Raw genomic sequence first — 19,063 nt, 5'->3', positions numbered from 1 at the left:
CATTTTGGATTTTAGACGGGTAATCACTGTCTATGTCCCCTTATCCTCTTTCAAGCATGATTATCAAAAATCTACGCCTCTAATCACTACTTCCGTCTTCCAGACCGTAATTTAACGGGGATGCCACCAGAATAAGAAAGATTTTTTACTAGAGATGATAGATCGGAGATTACAAGTGGGTAAGTTACAACTAGAACTCACCAATCAACGTTCGTACCCCGAACTTTCAGGAGAAACCCCATGCTCAAGCCAGAATTACAAGCTAAGTATCTACAGTACCTCAACAACCGCAAGAACAAACAAGAAGAAGGTTTTACCTTAATTGAACTGCTAGTTGTAGTAATTATTATTGGTGTATTGGCAGCGATCGCGCTACCTTCTTTGCTCGGTCAAGTTAACAAAGCCAAACAGTCAGAAGCGAGAAACTACATTGGTACAGTTAACCGTTCTCAACAAGCTTACTACTTAGAATACCAAGGTTTTGCTACCAGTATTTCTCAGCTGCAAGTAGGTATTAAAACTCAATCAGATAACTATTCTTACGTTATTGTCGGTACTAGTACTCTTACCCAATTTAACGCACAACCTGTTAAACCTGCGCTGAAATCTTATTACGGTGTAGTAGGTACAACACTAGGTAGTGCTGCTACATCTGAAGCACTCACAGTGGCAATAGCTTGTGAATCACCCAACCCTACTACAGCTGCTCCTGCTACAGCTACCAGCTCTACAGGCTGTCAGAACAGCTTCAACTCCTTAGCTAGATAAAAACTTCAGATTTTTCCTAGTCACCTTACTAGGCAATTTCACATAAAGTTATTCCTCCGTTGGGTAGTGTGTTAGCACATTACCCAATTTCTGCAATTTTTTCATTAGATATCTCCAGAAATAATGTAGAAAATAGCATTACTAAATCTCTACAAGGTTTCTGGACAAGACATATTTAATTGCTTGAGATATCTGTGCAAAAATTCATAATTTCCTATCTGTTATCTCTTCTATTCAGATTCAAAACTGTTGACTTATGATTGCCCTAAATACTTCCCCCAGCTTACATCAGCGTGCCAATGAGTACTTTCTGAATGAAAATTACATTCAAGCAGCTAACCTCTATGAACAAGCAATTTCTGCAAACCCAGAGATTAAATCTAACTATTGGCATTTAGGATTAATCTTCCTCTTACAAGAACAAGAAGTAGAAGCACAAACGACTTGGTTCATGGCAATGATGGAAGGAGAAGCAGAACAAGTCAATGTTTGGAATGCTGAATTATTAGAAATTTTAGAGACAGAAGCCGAACGTCAAGAGAAGTTAGAAAAGTATGATGTTTGCGAAAAAATTCGGCAAAACATTAGGCAAATTGCTCCCGATAATATTCACAACCTCCTGCATCTAATTCATCTATATATTAAGCTTGAAACTTATACAGAGGAAACATTAAGCGAACTAAATATCTTTGAAATTATTAATGCCACTACAAAAACAGACATTAATTTAGAAATTCTAGGTAAAACCATAGGTAGTGTTTTACACTATACGCAACTATATCCTTCTACTATAGAGTTCTTTGAATCTTGTTCGCTACATTTTACAGAAAATCCTCAAGCTTTAATGAATATCTTTATAGCCGCTGCTGTAGACATTGCTTACTCGCGTCAGCAACCAAAAATAGCAGTGCAGTTATGCGAAATTTATTTACGTCTGGATAACAATAATCCAGGAGTTTTAGGTCATTTAGCTAGTTTTTATCAAAATTCTGCTGAATATGAATTAGGTATAAAAACAGCAAAAACTTTTTATTCTTTGGTGGAGAGATTACCAGAAAAAATCTTTGCAAACCGTCAGATATTAAGGGGATTAATGAGTGCAGGTGGTCAGTGGCAAGAGTCTTATTCTGTCAATCAAAGACAGCAAGATTTATTAGCAGAACTCATAGCTGCAAATCCTCAAGATTTGACACCAATGGATGTATCTATACTTTTAAATTCTAATTATTTTGCATTTTATATAGAAGACAATATAGCAAAAAATAGGTCTGTGCAGAAGAAAATACTACAAATATGCCAAGAAAATCATAATATTTATGCCCAAGCACAAGTAGAAAAATATGCTCAAGGACATTTAGAAAGAAAGAAACAAAGAATATCTCAGAAAAAACTAAAAATAGGTTATATTTCCCATTGTTTCAAAAGTCATTCCGTGGGCTGGTTAGCACGATGGTTATTGCAGTATCATGACCGAGATAAGTTTGAAATTAATGGTTATTTTGTTAATAGTGATAATGTATCCGATCTTTTGCACCAGTGGTATATTAACCAAATGGATAAGGTATTCAAATCCTATAATGTTTGGTCACTAGCAGAAGAAATTTATCAAGATGAAATTGATATTTTAATCGACTTGGATAGCATCACACTGGATATAACTTGTGAAGTGATGACCTTCAAACCAGCACCAGTTCAGGTGACATGGTTAGGCTGGGATGCTTCGGGTAGTCCATCGATAGATTATTTTATTGCTGATCCCTACGTTCTTTCAGAATCTGCACAGGAACACTATCAGGAAAAAATTTGGCGTTTACCTCAAACCTATATAGCAGTGGATGGTTTTGAAGTAAATGTGCCTAAAGTCCGTCGAGATGAATTAGATATTCCTGGTGACGCAGTTGTTTATTTCTCTGGTCAAAGGGGATTTAAGAGGCATCCAGATATTACAAGATTGCAGTTAAAAATTATCAAAGAAGTTCCAAATAGCTATTTCTTAATTAAAGGTTTGGCTGATGAAGAATCAACTCAAAAATTCTTTGCCCAAATAGCAGCAGAAGAAGAAGTAGATTATGCAAGATTACGATTTTTACCAGATGCTCCTACAGAAGGTGTTCACCGAGCTAATTTAGATATTGCTGATATAGTTTTAGATACTTATCCTTACAATGGAGCGACAACTACTTTAGAAACTCTGTGGATGTGCATCCCGATGGTGACGCGAGTGGGTGAGCAATTTGCGGCACGTAACAGCTACACTATGATGATGAATGCTGGTATTTCTGAAGGTATAGCTTGGACTGATGAAGAGTATGTAGAGTGGGGTATACGTTTAGGCAAAGATGCGGCTTTACGACAAGAAATTGCTTGGAAGCTGAGACAATCAAGAAAAACTTCACCTTTGTGGAATGGTAAGCAATTTGCTCGTGAAATGGAAAAAGCTTATGAGCAAATGTGGCAGAATTATACAACTACTTGTGTGACTACAGAACAAGTATAAATTAAATTTTGCACTCCTCTGTTTGATGGCGATGAAAGTCAGGTGAGCAATACTAAAAATTAGGTCAAACTCTAATTTTTAGTATTGTGGATATTGCTCAACCTATGAGTAAAAATGATGTAAAATATTAGACTTATAATTTTGAGGTATTGAGTAAGGTGAGCTTACCCATTTTTCTCCCCAATCGTCTCCAATAAGTATCTCGCCATCCTTTCCAAGATGTCATATCAAGATATTGAAAAAATAAATGTTTTTTTGGATGTTGACATTGAGTGCGTAATCCTGAATACCAAGGTTTAGGTGCGTTGGTAAAATGAATGATGCCAGGATTATGCAACATTTCTTGATATATATCTTCTGGATAGGGGCTATCTTCTGATGATAAATAATTATAGACTCTAGGCATTTGATTCCATTTTGGATGAAGTTCTCCCCATTTTCCAGCAGCCATAACTGCGTTTAACCCATCTTGATCATCAGGTGCATATTCTATATTCTCTCTGAGATAACTGATAACTTTTAATCCGATATTTTCAGTTCGCCATTTCTCCAAATTGATAACTAACAGCCCAGAATTAAAATATTTACTATCTGGAGATAATCCGTGGTCTTGATAATTTTTCAATCCTGTAGACATTGATAGATATAGTTGCACGTCATCCTGAACAGCTAGTACATAGTTGTCTGCAATATCAATATTCCATAATTCTTCTAAATCTCCTGTTACAACCATATCGCTATCTAGATAAATTGCTTTATTAACTTCTTGGGGTAAAAATTCTGTAATCAGTAATCGATAATAACAGCTAATTGTGAGATGCCTTGATAAGACTAAATTTTCAAAAATTTTATTATCTGGCTGTACCCAATAAATATCTATTTGTTCTGGGCTGAATGATTTAATAATCTTTTGCTTGTTAGATTTACTAATTCCTCCATCAATAATTAATAGTGATATTTTACGCTTATTCTTTAGATTTGCTAAGGCTGAACGAACTGTCACGGCTAAGGGCATTGCATAGTTATTATCAGCAGCACAAACTAGGAAAATGGGTTGAGAATTTAAATTAACCAGCATGATTTTGACTACTAATGATTGTAGTTTTTGAGGTTGATGATGACATGAAAAACTGCTGTACCAAAAAGTGTAGCGATCTACTGGTACATAGAGAAAATGCTATTATTAAGGCATAATATAGCTAGTCGCATAATTAATAATGCAACTTACTCACATAAAATTATCAGCCATAGATGATGGCAAATGTGAGCTTTTGTAGTTGTATGCCTTTAATGATATTGCCTAATAGGAATAATTTTTAAGCAAGTAAATTCACATCTAATCAGGGGGGAGTGTCTCCAACTTCAGCCATCACATTAAAGTTAAGCATTGGAGCGAATAAATAAACACTTCCGCGATTAATGTAACGGCTTACTTGCAGCCAGTTTTGAGATTCTGCTGCGATGGTAATCATGAATAAAAAATAAAAATTATATGTTCATGAGTTCGGCTTGATAGTAACACACATAGTATACTCCTACCATCCTAGAAAATAATTACAAATTTTTTTTCAATAATCAGTGAAGTTTTCAAGAAATTCCCAGAATATAAAACTAGTAAATATTAGTAATTTATGCTTATTTTTATTTTAGTTTTTTTAATGACATCTTGTTAATATCAACTACTGATTTTTTTATTTTATTACTGAGGCATTTTAGCTAGAAAAAATGTATAATTAATGGATGTTTTGTATTTGGAAATACAAAAATATTTTGTTAATTTATGACTAATCTTGCTAATACCTACGGATTGATATTTTTGAGATTAATTTTTAAAATAAAAAACTTTATTTTATAAGAAAGGCTAGGGGAATAGTCCCAGCCTTGGCAGATAGATGTGTATCTCTGGTTTTAGTACTATCGCCGATTAATATGTCACTGATGTTTCGATGGGTTGGCAAAAATGCGATCGCACGAAAAACTGCCCTAAAATAAAAAAAGGCGGAAAGACCGCCGAGTCACACTTACACCTTGTTTTATCTGAATAAATTCAGTTTGCCTGATCGAAATGACATTTTGATTACAAAAATATGTCAAATCATGAAAAGGTATATTTGTTCTAGGTCTATCAAATGCTAATATTTTGGTAGTATTTGTTACATTTTTGAGATAAAAAATCAGAGTTATCGTTATTAACAAAGGATTTTAGCTTAAGTGGGGCTTTTCTGAGCTTCTTTTTGAGCAGCTTCGCTATACTTCCTATATAGTTCAGTACGAATCTGAGCTTCTCGATAGCGAGTATGATTTTGTGGTACTGCTGCCATTAAATCAGATGCTCGTTGCCACTTGGCAGCTAAATCTAACCATTGAATTGAAGTTGTAGCAGTTTTACCATTAATGGTAGCTTGGTTGGCAATTCGTACAGCCGACCCAAAAGGATCACTTTCTTCATCAGTGTCGCCAAGATTATTTTTAGCAATACTGACTGGTGCTGCTGGTTTACGTTCGTTGGCTTTAGCTGTGCTAACGGGTTTGGATGTTTCTAGTTGAACTAAAATTTTGAGTTTATCACCTAACTGAGCATATACGACCCAGCCTAATAACAACAGAAAGCCCAAACTTAAGGCTGTTGGGATTCTAGTTTTGGGTAAATATCGATACTTGTCTCTGTTGGTGAGTACAGAAGTACGAGAAGATTGAGTTTTGAGCCGCGCTGATTGTGCTAGTTGAGTTGTCGCACCAGTGAAATCTTGAAGTAACTGTTTGACTACATGTGGTTGCGCTAAAGTAATTTCTTGTGACCACAGTAATTGATTTTCGCGATCGCTATAAATTTCTTTTAGCCACAGTAACTGTTCTTCCCTAACAATACGGCTATTAATATTGACTCGGTGAATATTCCGTGGTGCGATCGACTCCAGAATTTTTTGGATTTGTTCTACTACGGTCGATTGTTCTAGTTGCTCTATTTTCGATGCTTCACAGAGAAGTTGTAAGACTCCATCAGCAAAAATAGCTCTGGTTCTGACACCAGATTGGGCTAACTTTTCGTTTAATAATTGAATAATTGCTGCAACGCTACCCTGGTGAGCTTGCCAAGCAATATCATTTATCCGATCTACCATTTCTAGCATTTGAGTTTTCGTGATAGCTTTTTAACCCTGATTGATTCAAGACGGGCATACTTAGGCTTCTGTTCTACGGAACTTTAGCTTGTCTTTGATTTTATGAGTAAAAAGACAAGTTGCCAAATAAAATCTTTAAAATTTGTCTCCCTCTGCCTTTAGCAAGAAGACTTTATTAATATCAGTCAGTGTACCTCTATTGTGAGTAAGTGATTAATTATGAAGTTAGAAACATCACTTCTGTAGTATAAAGTTCGGTACATCTAAATAGTATCAGGGTCAATACTTAGCCATCACAACTTTTTATGCCAATTCTTTTATTTGCGTCTCTGCTGCTTGTCTGACTATTCTTGGCTTTTGCAGTACTTCTAAAATTTTTCCAGAAAGCAGTAGCTTTTCTCCTGTCTGTTCTCAATCAATATCTATTAATTGTGACTTTACTTACAAACGTAAGTGCAAGGGTTAACACTGATTATTGATCATTATCTTATACACTTTATCTTGCAGGTATTAGGTGGATCATCTTATACCGTTTCACTTTAAGTTTGATACAAATAGACCGCAGGGGGCAGGGGGAAAGAATGAAAAACTCATAGAGTTGTATCATTTTTTTCGTGAAATGGTATCAGTACAGTGGATTCTGAAAACCGCACTTTGCGATAGATCAGTAGTACAAGTTGGTAGAAATTGCGCTTACACCGAGAAGACAGATTGCTTCTCCTAATCGGAGAAGCAAGTGGCGTTAGCGACGCAGCAGCGTCACTCTGAAGGAGTCAAAAGGAAAAAGAAAGAATCGTGACACCACAAGCCTTTTAGCAATTCCAGATAGTCTGTTTATTTACGTCGACCTATATTAGTCTCTTCTGTGAAAAAATTGTTTTTCAGATAACTTATCTTGTTTGGCAGAAAACTCAGAGCAGTTTTTAGCTTCATCAGTAAGTACAATAGAAGGCTGCACTGCACATTTAAGGTAATGGTTATTAGAATAGAATCGGCAATTTTTACAAGGAACTTGATGTAATCTCTTGACACTAAATACCATTTTATTATCCAGAAACCTCTGGATTTTCCGTAATACTAGGAAAAAAATTATCCAACTAAAAAGAAGACCAATAGGACTTAAATATAAAGTTGCAGATGGAATGTTTAAGCCTTGAGGTTGTGTTTTCTCTTGTTGAACTTCACCACGGCTTAAATAAGAATTATTGATTTCTATTGTTTTGTTTATTTCTGTTTTAACAAACATAATATTACTATCTATATTTGTGATAGCGTAGCGGGATATTGTTAAAGGAAAATTCTCAAAACTGAGAATTCGAGTTTAAATAATCTTAAAAAGAATGTATTTTGCATTACAATTGCCTGCATAAACCTAAACTAGGTCTATATATATTTTATGAGATAACTTGTAATACTATCTCTGATTTTTAAGATTCTAATTATATATTTAGCAAAAGAAAATTTATTATATCTCTGCCGAGAGTTTTGATTATAGTTAATGGGTATATATCAAAAGAAATAGGCTAATTTTTGATTTTGCTAAAATCAATTCATGTTAAAAATTTGCAATGTTTTTTATTTTAGCTTTACGGTTTCAATTTTTTATATTTTATAAAATAAAGATATTGTATTGCCCAATAGAAAAGTTATTTTCTTTCAACTAAATTGTTATTTAGCCATAAAAAAAGGTGGTATTACCCACCTGAATGTCTGACTCTCCAGAAAAATTATTTATGGCTACCTAACCATTTAGCAGCTGCGATACCTACAATTGCAGCAACGACAGGGTTGCTTAGGAACTTGATAATACCTGGTTGCTCTGCCAGGACTTCACGGAAAACATCTGGGTGATTATGATAAGCAAAAGATGCAAGTTTGCTGACATCATCCGCACTCATCCGGTTGGGGTGATGAGTGGACAGACCTAACTGTTGTTCTAAGTGGCGATCGTCTAAACCTCTACCTTTGAGGTGTTTGAAAAAAGCACGAGCTACATCATCTCGTTCATTAGGTTTGATTTGCGCGATCGCCTTTTGTAATTCTGGCTCCATTTGACTGGAAGGAATCTGCTGTGGATTAACCGACCGACCAAATAATTGACGGCGTTGATCTGTCGTTGTCCGTTGAGCAAAATCGTCAAAATTGTCGTACTGAGTAGCTGCGTCAGTTGATGGATCATTTAATGATTCCACATCACCTTGAGCTAAGTCTTGCATTACTTGCCGTCTGTATTCTTCACTAGTTGACATTTTTTCTATCTCCTGATTCAGGCACAATTCTAGAATTGTTAGTTTTTAATCACAGCGAAAGCCTATAGCTATAAACTCAAATTAGCTATACTTCACTTGATTGGTCTGAATATCGTATTGAGTTGTCAAAATTAACTTTTTATCAGGACTGTAAACTAAAACAGTTAAATCTTGATTAGGAAAATTTTTCCGAAAACCTTGAACTAAAGACTTTGCTAAAGGCCGGACTTCATTAGGACGAACGTCACGAGAAATTACAACACCTAATTTATTGTTATCTCTTACGTAAGCGTCTTTAATTAATCCCTTGGATGTTTGCACCACCCAGTTACCAAAATTTTGACCCCCTGGAGTATTACCTCTCTCTAGTTCGGTGTAAGTTACATCTCGACCAATTACAGGCGGGTTTGTTGTGCGGTCAGCTTGAGTTAAAGTAGAGCCACCACAGGCGGTAGTTACCGTTAACACCACAATTAAAATCCCAGCGATCGCAATTTTCCGAATCTGCTCTAGCAGTATCATTATCTCACTCCCAAAATAAAGCCTTTTCAATATGTCAAATTACTTGTAATTCTTAGCTAGGGAAATGGAATAGGATGTTTTATAATGTCACAATTAATTATTTCTCTAGCTAAGGAGAGCAGAAAGGTAGAGACGAAATAAATAGTTAACGCCTCTACATTTCAATTCTGTGCTATCTGTTAGCCTAGCTTTATCAAAAAGATAAAATTGAACATCTAATTTTCAATTATTCAGATGTGTTAGAGAAATTGAAAAATTATTTAGTTTCTATCTTTTTGTTAATTGCAAAACACAATTAATTTTAGTCAAGCTTTCTTTTTACAGAATCTTTGACATCTTCCATACCTTGACGTACTTCGCTTTCAGCTTGTTTGGCTTTACCTTCAGTTTTATCTTCTGGATCACCAGTTACATTACCCAAGGCTTCTTGTGCCTTACCTTCAATATTTTTAGCAGTAGCTTTTGCGCGATCTTCTAAGCTCATCTTAGTCTCCTAATCTTATATAAATTAAGCTTCAAAGCTTTGAATAAACTTTGAAATTCTTGTTGATTACTTTTACAACTTAACTTTATATTTTGCTCTAGCCTTCCACCACAGGATATATTATTGGTCTCTATAAAAAGAGAGATACTAACAATAAATTATGAACCAGACTCCTTTAAGAAGTTGGGGTTATGAACAATAAACTTTTAAATTAAGTTAAATGTATGCTGATATAAATTAATATTTTGCTATGATTAAAATTATTAAAAAACCCGGTCTCTTGAAGAGGTCGGGTTGATAAGATGATTAAAAATGCTTTTTTATTCTAGTCGATAAAACCCATAAGAATTTCAGAATCGTCAATAATATTTGAAGCTACTGGACGATTCCCCATTACAGAATAGCTGTTAGAAATTACCAATGCGCTGGAAGAAATTGGACGCATACCAGAAAGGTTAATACTGTCAAAAACTTGGATATGGTTAGCACCAATTGGACGAATCCCCATCACATCAATTGTCCCTACTATTTCTAAGTTACTAGCAGATATGGGACGTAGACCTGCAATTGAGACTGTCTCAGCTACTTGTAAATCACTGCTGGCGATAGGTCTGATTCCAGCAATAGCGAGGGTTCCAGGCGTTTCAGATTTATCTGTATTTTGAGTATTGTTATCGTTGTCCACAGCTTGACCTTGATTATTTTCAACTTCCACCGTTGTTTCTCCTTTGAGCTTGGCACGTCTTTGACGAGGACTAGCTGCTTTGCCAGTACTGCTTATGCTCATAAACTAATACCTCTGGGTTCTTAATTGACCTTGACAATATTTAAGGAAAAATAAAATTTTTTCCATATATCAAAGTTTACCCTTAAAAAACCTTGCATAGATATAATTATCTTCAAAACTTACACATAAGTAAATTAAAAGAATAAATATTTGTAAAATAATATTTTTGTTTATTCACTTGGGTTCTGTAGCTCCGCAGGCACAGAGTGATATCGTTACCATGAGATAGGGTATTACTAGCAAACTGTATGACAGAATTTTGTCTTCAAGCTCCCTTTACGCCTACAGGCGATCAACCACAAGCGATCGCGCAACTTGTTTCCAGTATCCAATCGGGTAATCGTTACCAAACCTTACTGGGAGCCACAGGAACCGGCAAAACCTTTACAGTAGCAGCAGTAATTGAGAAAATTGGCAAACCAACTTTAGTTTTGGCACATAACAAAACTTTAGCTGCACAACTTTGTAATGAGTTACGTGAGTTCTTTCCTCAAAATGCAGTCGAGTATTTTGTCAGCTACTACGATTATTATCAACCAGAAGCGTATATTCCGGTAACAGATACTTATATTGAAAAGACAGCTGCGATTAATGATGAAATTGATATGTTGCGTCACTCAGCGACGCGATCGCTGTTTGAACGCCGTGATGTCATAGTTGTTGCTTCTATTAGCTGTATTTACGGTTTAGGAATTCCCGCCGAATACTTAAAAGCAGCCATACCCTTAAAAATCGGTATGGAAGTCAATCAACGGGAAGTTTTGCGTGATTTAGCATCTGTGCAGTATAGCCGCAACGATGTAGAAATGGGTCGGGGACGTTTTCGTGTGCGGGGTGATGTTTTAGAAATTGGCCCCGCCTACGAAGATAGAATTATTCGGGTCGAATTTTTTGGTGATGAAATTGATGCGATTCGCTATATTGACCCTGTGACGGGCGAAATTATTAATAGTTTGAATGCTGTAAATATTTATCCAGCGCGTCACTTTGTCACCCCAGAAGAACGATTAGAAGTTGCTTGCGACGATATTGCTTTTGAATTAAAACAGCAAAAATTAGAATTAGAAACAGCAGGCAAACTATTAGAAGCACAACGCATAGATCAGCGCACTCGTTACGACTTAGAAATGCTGCGGGAAGTAGGTTATTGCAACGGTGTCGAAAACTATTCTCGTCACCTTGCAGGCCGACAAGCTGGAGAACCACCAGAATGTTTAATTGATTATTTCCCAAAAGATTGGCTATTAGTAATTGATGAATCTCATGTAACTGTGCCGCAAATTCGGGGTATGTATAATGGCGACCAAGCTCGAAAAAAAGTTTTAATTGAACATGGATTTCGTCTTCCCAGCGCCGCCGATAATCGTCCTTTAAAAGCAGATGAATTTTGGCAAAAAGTCAACCAATGTATTTTTGTTTCCGCTACACCTGGAGATTGGGAATTAGAAATTTCTGAAAATCACATAGTTGAACAAGTAATCCGTCCCACTGGTGTAATTGACCCAGAAATTTCTGTGCGTCCCACCGAAGGACAAATTGATGATTTGCTAGGAGAAATTAAAGACAGAGTTGACCGTCATGAAAGAACGTTGATTACAACGTTAACTAAACGCATGGCGGAAGATTTGACCGAATATTTGCAAGACCACAGTGTTCGGGTGCGGTATTTGCATTCAGAAATTAATTCGATTGAACGGATTGAAATTATTCAAGATTTACGTGATGGCAATTTTGATGTGTTAGTTGGGGTAAACTTGCTGCGGGAAGGTTTAGATTTACCAGAAGTTTCTTTAGTGGCAATTTTAGATGCTGATAAAGAAGGTTTCTTACGCGCTGAACGCTCTTTAATTCAAACTATTGGTAGAGCCGCACGTCACATTCATGGACAAGCAATTTTATATGCTGATAACTTAACAAATAGCATGATTAGAGCCATTGAAGAAACTGACAGAAGACGTGGAATTCAAACTGCATATAACCGGATACATGGAATTACACCACAACCAATTGTCAAAAAATCGAGTAATGCCATTTTGTCATTTTTAGATGTATCTCGTAGATTAAATGCTACAGAGTTAAAAGTTGTAGATGAACATATAGACGAATTACCTTTAGAAGAGATTCCCGGATTGATTGGCAAGCTAGAAGCACAGATGAAAGATGCCTCCAAAAAACTAGAATTTGAAGAAGCGGCAAAATTGCGCGATCGCATCAAACATCTGCGAGATAAATTAATCGGACACTAGTAGTACTATTCTCCTAAATAAATACCTAAACCACGAGCCGTTTTCACCAAAGCATCTTCTGGGTTGACGGCTTTGTACTGAGCGATCGCTTCTTCTATTGGTACAGTGATCACTTGGCGATTTTGCCAAGCAACCATGTAATCGTATTTACCTTCCTCAATCAGATTGACGGCGGCTACGCCAAAAGCAGAGGCGACTAATCGGTCTAGAGGTGAAGCTGTACCACCGCGTTGGATGTGTCCTAAGACTGTGACTCGTGTTTCTGCACCAATGCGATCGCTAATTTGATCAGCTAAATATTCCCCAATTCCCCCATATCTTGATTGACCCAAACGATTAGTTAAGGTGCGAATTTCACCTTCTTGAGTTCGCACTGCTTCGGAGACAATAATTAAACAATAGTTTTTGCCTTCCTCTTGACGGTTTTTAATGTGGTAGCAAATGTCATCTATACTGTAGAGGATTTCGGGAATTAAAATTACATCTGCACCCCCGGCAATTCCCGCAGATAAAGCGATGTGTCCGGCATCACGACCCATGACTTCTAATATCATGACTCGACTATGAGAAGCGGCGGTGAAATGTAATTTATCCAGTGCTTCTGTAGCAATATTGACAGCGGTATCAAATCCAATGGCGTGTTCAGTAATGCCGATATCATTATCAATAGTCTTCGGGATACCGACTAAGTTAATCCCGCCTTGTTGTGCGAGGCGACGCAGAATCGCTAAACTACCATCCCCACCAATGCCAATCAACGCATCTAAATCTAATTGATGATAGCCTGCAATAATTTCTGATGAGCGATCGCATAAACTACCATCAGGCATAGGAAAAGCAAAAGGATCACCTTTATTAGTAGTTCCTAACATTGTGCCACCAGAGGTTAATAAAGGATCAACTTGGTCGATTTCTAATTTAGTAACTTGTGGCGGCCGTGTCATTAATCCTAGAGTTGCTTGCCGAATGCCTAAGACTTCCCAACCTTTACCATTAGCACAATGAACAACGGCTCTGATAACTGCATTCAAACCAGAGCAATCTCCGCCACTGGTAAGAATGCCTATACGCTTACTTTTACCCATGTTTTTTAACGTTGCAAACGTGAAATAATTTCACTCAGTACTAGAGTTAGCTAACGCTTGAAAAATCTGATTACATGCTATGAATTTGGTTGATTAAATCTCTACAGTAGGGAACAGGCAACAGGCAACAGGGAACGGGGAACAGCTTTGAAAGCTTCTTACTATATAGCTTTGTTGCTCAAATTTGTACCTCATTCATTTGCAATCTGCTGTATATTGCTTGATTTCAGCCCAAAAACACACCATAAAATTTATAACAGCAAAGTTTTGCTGTCATCAGCTTAGAAGCTCAATCTCAAAGTATAGTTTTGATTATTTCATTACTTTAAAAGTCTAGGATAATTTGTGTATACCCCATTTTTCCGAAACAAAATTTCATGATTTTCAGTATTTAATAATTTAATGTTGCTAATTTTAACTATTACAAACTAAAGTCTTAATGCTTGATTTTGTAAGGGCAGAGGAACTCAGTGAAAAGTATGAAGTGTGTAGACGCTTTTAGCGGCTTGCCGCAGGCTAGTATGAAGTATGAAATTCTATCTTTTATCTTCTATCTTCTGGGTTTTGACCAATGACAAAGGACAAATAACAACCTACTTACCTGGCAATTCTACCCATATATCTCCCCCACAGTTGAGCCGCTTGGGCGCTGCTACCAGAAGTGGGGGAATTATTATCATTGCCTAACCAGACACCTGTCACCAGTCTGCGGCTAGGAATAAAGCCAATAAACCATAAATCCACGTTTTTATCAGTTGTGCCTGTTTTACCCGCTTCTCCCAAACCAATAGCTGCACTACGACCAGTACCTCTAGAAACTACTCCCCGCATTAAGGTAGTCATTTCATCGGCTACCTCTGTAGAGAGAACTCGCTTGTTAGCCTCGCGGTCTTGCTCAAAAGAATAGATGACACGGCAGCTTTTTAAATCTTTACGATCCTTACAATCGCCACTGTCTAGAATTCGGCTAATAGCATGAGGTGGATTCCACACACCTTGATTGCCAATAGCGCCAAACGCCCCTGTCATTTCTAAAACATTTACCACACTTTGACCCAATACCAAACCAGGAACCGGATCAAGCTGTGACTTTACCCCCAATTTCTGCGCCATTGCTACAACTTTATTCAAACCGACTTCGCGGGCGACTCTAAGCGCAATGGGGTTTTCGGAAAGAGCCAGACCTGTAGCAATATCTAAGCTGACATCTGCACCAGCACGACAAGGTTTATAAGTAAAACCCTGCCAAGGAAAAGGGGCGCAAGAATAAGTTTTGTAAGGTGATATTCCTTGTTGAATGGCTGCTGTGTAAGCAAAGATTTTAAATGTAGAACCTGGTTGTCTTTTGGCTTGGACAGCACGATTGAATTGGCTTTTGCGATAATCAGTACCGCCGACCATTGCCAAAATACTACCTGTTTTGGAGTCTAAGGTAACGATCGCTCCTTGAGAAAAACGAAAGTTTGAGCCATCATTATTCACAGAATTTTTTAATGAGGCTTCCGCTTGAGATTGAATTGATTGATCTAACTGAGTTTCAATGATGTAGTTTCCTTCTCTGGCTGCACCTGCTCCCAAGATTGATTCCAGTTCTTGAAAGACATAACTATAAAAATAGGGTGCTATTGTTTTGGCTTGCTGTTCGCAAACTTTGGGGCTGACTTGAACTGTGGAACGTCTCGCCCGGTTTGCATCTTCTTGGGAGATTTTGCCCATTTCCACCATTCGCTTAATTACGCGATTGCGATAATCAGCCGCTTCTAGTTTATTGGGGCCATCGCCACAAAAATCAAAAGCATTGGGAGCAGGCAGAATTCCCACTAATGTAGCGGCTTCTGCGAGAGTTAGTTCTTGCGCTGACTTTTCAAAATAAAACTGTGCTGCATCTTCAAAACCAGAAGTGTCTCCCCCCAAAAACACCCGATTTAAATAAGTCAGCAAAATGTCATCTTTGCTATAAAACGTTTCTAGCTTGAGAGCTACAATTGCCTCACGCAATTTGCGGCCGAGAGAGTCTTGGGAACCAACATAATCGCGGAATAAACTGCGGGCGACTTGTTGGGTAACTGTACTGGCTCCTTGCTGTAAATCTCCACTGCGGCTATTAATTAACACCGCACGCAAAATTCCCAAGGGGTCTACACCAACGTGCCAGTAGTAACGACTATCTTCTGAAGCAACTACGGCGTTAGCTAAATAAGGGCCAAAATCTTGTAAGCGTTTCTTGTCTACGTGGGCTGTGGTGCGTGGTTCACGTAAGGGAGTTGAGCCATCACGAGCGTAAACGATGACTGGGGCGCGAGTTGCTGTGGGTAAAGGTCGAACAGTAAACTTTAGCCATTCCACACCAATCACTAATGCTAACAATGCAGTTGCACCACCAACACCATAACCTGCCCAGGTTGCAGCTTTAAGATACCATGCTGGCGGGTCAACATATTGTAATCGGACTGATGCAGCTAGTTCTGGTGGGCCTAGAGTGATAATATCGCCATGTCGCAGTTCTAAAGAAGGCAACCGCCGTTTCCCCAGATAAATACCATTGGTCGAGTTTTCATCTCGAATCACGAAAATGGGTTTGCGTTGGGTAGAGTCCCGCGACAAAGACAGATGAATTTGGCTGACAACTGGGTTGCGAACGACTATATCGCAAGATTTAGAACTGCGTCCTAGGATATAGCGATCGCCTAACAATGGGTACACCTCCGCCTTATCCGCCCCTGCATCCTGTACCCAGAGTTCCGGTACTTTGGCGTTGGGCTTGAGCGCCAGCTTGGAAAAATCAACCCTAGCTTGAATTGTATGTACTGCTTGAGTCAGTTGACCAAGTATAGTTTGTGGCTTTTGGGGAGGTTGGGGGGAACTCATCGGCTATTTACATCACGATTATTTGGCAGTGAAGAATCGGCTAATGGCGATTTCCTGACAGGTCTTTCACCATTTTACTCATAAGCCACAGCAGAAGTTGGGGCAATTCCGCATCTTTGCGCTTTTAGCCATATTTGTAAATCAGCCAAAGTAGATAAAACTAGTGACTTATCTGGGATGACTTTTGTAAAGTAGGACAAAAAGCCTGCCTTATAAATACCCAAGACTGTCATCCCACAAAATTTATGAAAACTATTTTAACTTAGCTGGTTAATGCAACCAACTTTTTGCGACTAGGACGCTTGCGATCTGATTTTTTCTTCAGCCCCACAGCTTGCGCTTGGTCACTATCTGAACCATACTGTCCGCGCACAACTTCTTTCATTGCTATCACAGCGTTGTGAAATTCCCATTCTGCCAATCGCGCCGCATCAGCCGCCGCACGGTACATAGTTAATTTCTCGGTTTCAACTTGTTGTGTAGTCAACATAGCTTGATAAGCTTGTTGTAAGTTGGCAACTTTAGCATCAGCACGGCTTGTTTCGTAAGTGCCAATAGTTTGCAAACCATGTAATGAGTCAACATTTTGACCAATAACTTGAGGGCGCAAACGGCGGGTTGTATCTGGATTTGTCATAGTTGCCTACGTACTAAATTATATATTTAATGTACCCATTGCAACTAAAAAGCTAACAGTATAAATAATGATCTGATAATTAATAGTGCAGCTTAAATGCTGATTAGCTTATTAACACGATGTGCGACTTATTCTCAAAACCCCTCTCCAAACCTCTCCCCGCAGCGGAGAGAGGCTTTGAGTATTACTCCCCTTCCCTAGTAGGGAAGGGGTTGGGGGTTAGGTTTGAAATAAAGTCGCACATTGCGTTTATTAACAATGCAAGGCGTGGCATTAACAATGCAAGGTGTGGCATTAACAATGCAGGGCGTGGCATTAACAATGCAGGGCGTGGCATTAACAATGCAGGGCGTGGCATTAACAATGCAAGGCGTGGTATTAACAATGCAGGGTGTGGCATTAACAATGCAGGTAGCGATCGCAGGGTAATCGCATGAAAAAATCAAACTGGCTGAGTTTGCTGGCATCAACGCGAATAGAATGTAAGTGCGATCGCTCAATACAATTTACTTAAACCTTAAACTCAAACTCCGTGTAACTTTGCGTTTACCTCCGCGCCACTCTGCGTTTAAATCTTAATTACGAATTAAGTACTAATTTAAATTAAAAATACATTTGTCATTGCGAATGGAGCAAAGCGGAATGAAGCAATCGCCAGAACTTTGCGATTGCTTCGCTACATTTCATTTCGCTCGCAATGACAAATTTAATGAGGAATTACGAACTACGAATTACTTGTGCCATTCTTGCTGACAAATAGCCAAATTTTCACGAAAAGTAATTGTATTAAGATGACTTACCCCTAAACTCAGTTCCGCTTTTGAAGCGATCGCAAATGGTTAAAAATTAGACCTAGTGTCGGTTGAGTTGAAAAATATAACTTTCAGCATTAGTTGGAGAATGTTTCAGTAGCTCAAATAACAAAGGTAGAAATTGTTGCAATAGTTTGTAGAATATTGAGTCGCGTCGCCTAAAACATTTTAATAATTTTCTAGACAATATCTAAACAGCAATTAAATTTAATTGGTTGAGTTATCTGCATTACATTGATAAATTTCTGTTTTGTATTGTGCATCCTCTGGTTTTATAAGGCATTTTTCTTCTCATGACTAGATTTACTCGCGGATATTTTTGTATTTATAACAACCAAGATGGTTGAGGTAAACCATTAAGCCTAATATTCTCTAGCATCTACAGCTAAATTCTAAAGCATAAATAAACATCAGCTTTTAGGATGATTTTCTAAATTTAATTGTTTGGTTTAATGGGGCGAGTGTTCTGTTTCCGTTGAGGTTAATTTAATAATGAAGGGAAAATCTCTGTCGTTGATTGGTACAGCTTTGACTTTGGCTTTGAGTGCTAACGTTGCAGTTGCTCAATCCAGTAAATCCCCAATTGCTCAATCCAGTAGCACCCCCACTAGTTCAACAACGGAAATTCAACTGTCACCAGAAGGGTTGAAAATTCTATGTGAACGTTTCCCTTTAAATTCCCGTTGTCCCAACGGTCAACCACTCACTCCAACTTCCTCTGGTACTACTACCGTACCTGAAACACAGCCTTCTGGAAGTACAACAACCCCAGGCAGCACAAGTACACCTGGGTCAACTCCCGACAGTACCACAGTACCTGCTGAACCTACTACTCCTGGTACCACAACAGCACCAGATACCACCAATCCTACCAATACAACTCCAGCCCCAGGCGGCACAACAGTACCAGATTCCACAACTCCTGGTAGCACAACTCCAAATCAAATTACACCAGCACCAGATTCCACAACTCCTGGTAGTGTGAC

Annotated in this window: 16 protein-coding genes; 5 read left to right on the top strand and 11 right to left on the bottom strand. The window is 38.0% G+C overall.

Annotated elements, in window-relative coordinates; all coding sequences use genetic code 11:
* Positions 1-240: 240 nt before the first annotated feature.
* The gene (locus tag NCWK1_RS03330; RefSeq protein ID WP_103123710.1) at positions 241-768 is read left to right on the top strand and encodes a type IV pilin-like G/H family protein; all 528 of its coding nucleotides are present in this window, start codon (positions 241-243) and stop codon (positions 766-768) included.
* 256 nt (positions 769-1,024) lie between these two features.
* Positions 1,025-3,265 carry an O-linked N-acetylglucosamine transferase, SPINDLY family protein gene (locus tag NCWK1_RS03325; RefSeq protein ID WP_103123709.1) on the top strand — a complete coding sequence of 747 codons (2,241 nt, stop codon included), beginning with the start codon at positions 1,025-1,027 and terminating at the stop codon, positions 3,263-3,265.
* A gap of 133 nt (positions 3,266-3,398) precedes the next feature.
* Here NCWK1_RS03325 and NCWK1_RS03320 read toward each other — a convergent pair whose 3' ends face one another.
* The 7 genes from NCWK1_RS03320 to NCWK1_RS03290 form a co-directional block, all read right to left on the bottom strand.
* Complete coding sequence (locus tag NCWK1_RS03320; protein ID WP_096580195.1) at positions 3,399-4,343, bottom strand: glycosyltransferase family 8 protein; 945 nt, start codon at positions 4,341-4,343, stop codon at positions 3,399-3,401.
* Positions 4,344-5,472: 1,129 nt separating this feature from the next.
* Positions 5,473-6,387, bottom strand: coding sequence for a hypothetical protein (locus NCWK1_RS03315; protein WP_103123858.1), 915 nt, complete (start codon positions 6,385-6,387; stop codon positions 5,473-5,475).
* Positions 6,388-7,240: 853 nt separating this feature from the next.
* A complete protein-coding gene (locus NCWK1_RS03310; protein ID WP_096580198.1) occupies positions 7,241-7,633 on the bottom strand; it encodes a hypothetical protein in 393 nt (130 codons plus the stop codon).
* A 481-nt stretch (positions 7,634-8,114) separates the two neighbouring features.
* Positions 8,115-8,636 carry a hypothetical protein gene (locus NCWK1_RS03305; RefSeq protein ID WP_096580200.1) on the bottom strand — a complete coding sequence of 174 codons (522 nt, stop codon included), beginning with the start codon at positions 8,634-8,636 and terminating at the stop codon, positions 8,115-8,117.
* Between the two features lie 81 nt (positions 8,637-8,717).
* Positions 8,718-9,158 (bottom strand): hypothetical protein, encoded by a 441-nt coding sequence (locus NCWK1_RS03300; protein WP_096580203.1) that lies wholly within the window; start codon positions 9,156-9,158, stop codon positions 8,718-8,720.
* A gap of 301 nt (positions 9,159-9,459) precedes the next feature.
* A complete protein-coding gene (locus NCWK1_RS03295) occupies positions 9,460-9,642 on the bottom strand; it encodes a CsbD family protein (protein ID WP_096580205.1) in 183 nt (60 codons plus the stop codon).
* A 325-nt stretch (positions 9,643-9,967) separates the two neighbouring features.
* Positions 9,968-10,429 (bottom strand): hypothetical protein, encoded by a 462-nt coding sequence (locus NCWK1_RS03290; RefSeq protein WP_096580207.1) that lies wholly within the window; start codon positions 10,427-10,429, stop codon positions 9,968-9,970.
* Positions 10,430-10,677: 248 nt separating this feature from the next.
* Between NCWK1_RS03290 and uvrB the strand changes: the two genes are divergently transcribed.
* The gene (uvrB, locus tag NCWK1_RS03285) at positions 10,678-12,675 is read left to right on the top strand and encodes an excinuclease ABC subunit UvrB (protein WP_103123708.1); all 1,998 of its coding nucleotides are present in this window, start codon (positions 10,678-10,680) and stop codon (positions 12,673-12,675) included.
* A gap of 5 nt (positions 12,676-12,680) precedes the next feature.
* On the opposite strand, the gene NCWK1_RS03280 is transcribed toward uvrB, so the two are convergent.
* The 3 genes from NCWK1_RS03280 to NCWK1_RS03270 all read right to left on the bottom strand — a co-directional run bounded on the left by NCWK1_RS03280 (position 12,681) and on the right by NCWK1_RS03270 (position 17,265).
* A complete protein-coding gene (locus tag NCWK1_RS03280) occupies positions 12,681-13,760 on the bottom strand; it encodes an ATP-dependent 6-phosphofructokinase (RefSeq protein ID WP_103123707.1) in 1,080 nt (359 codons plus the stop codon).
* A 597-nt stretch (positions 13,761-14,357) separates the two neighbouring features.
* Positions 14,358-16,628, bottom strand: a complete 2,271-nt coding sequence (locus NCWK1_RS03275) for a transglycosylase domain-containing protein (RefSeq protein WP_103123706.1) — start codon at positions 16,626-16,628, stop codon at positions 14,358-14,360.
* A gap of 262 nt (positions 16,629-16,890) precedes the next feature.
* Positions 16,891-17,265, bottom strand: a complete 375-nt coding sequence (locus tag NCWK1_RS03270; protein ID WP_103123705.1) for a hypothetical protein — start codon at positions 17,263-17,265, stop codon at positions 16,891-16,893.
* Positions 17,266-17,532: 267 nt separating this feature from the next.
* Here NCWK1_RS03270 and NCWK1_RS29340 point away from each other — a divergent pair, with 267 nt between their 5' ends.
* Entirely contained in the window at positions 17,533-17,694 is a 162-nt protein-coding gene (locus NCWK1_RS29340; RefSeq protein ID WP_222838761.1) for a hypothetical protein, read from the top strand.
* 423 nt (positions 17,695-18,117) lie between these two features.
* On the opposite strand, the gene NCWK1_RS03265 is transcribed toward NCWK1_RS29340, so the two are convergent.
* Positions 18,118-18,264: a DUF2887 domain-containing protein gene (locus tag NCWK1_RS03265; protein WP_103123704.1), complete on the bottom strand. Its 147-nt coding sequence runs from the start codon at positions 18,262-18,264 to the stop codon at positions 18,118-18,120.
* 305 nt (positions 18,265-18,569) lie between these two features.
* On the opposite strand from NCWK1_RS03265, the gene NCWK1_RS03260 reads away from it, so the two are divergent.
* The coding region (locus NCWK1_RS03260; RefSeq protein WP_103123857.1) for a hypothetical protein at positions 18,570-19,063 on the top strand (494 nt) is incomplete at its 3' end.

Source organism: Nostoc cycadae WK-1, assembly GCF_002897135.1.
GTDB lineage: Bacteria > Cyanobacteriota > Cyanobacteriia > Cyanobacteriales > Nostocaceae > Nostoc_B.
The sequence above is the reverse complement of the archived record's forward strand: the minus strand, read 5'-3'. Positions and strand labels throughout refer to the sequence as shown.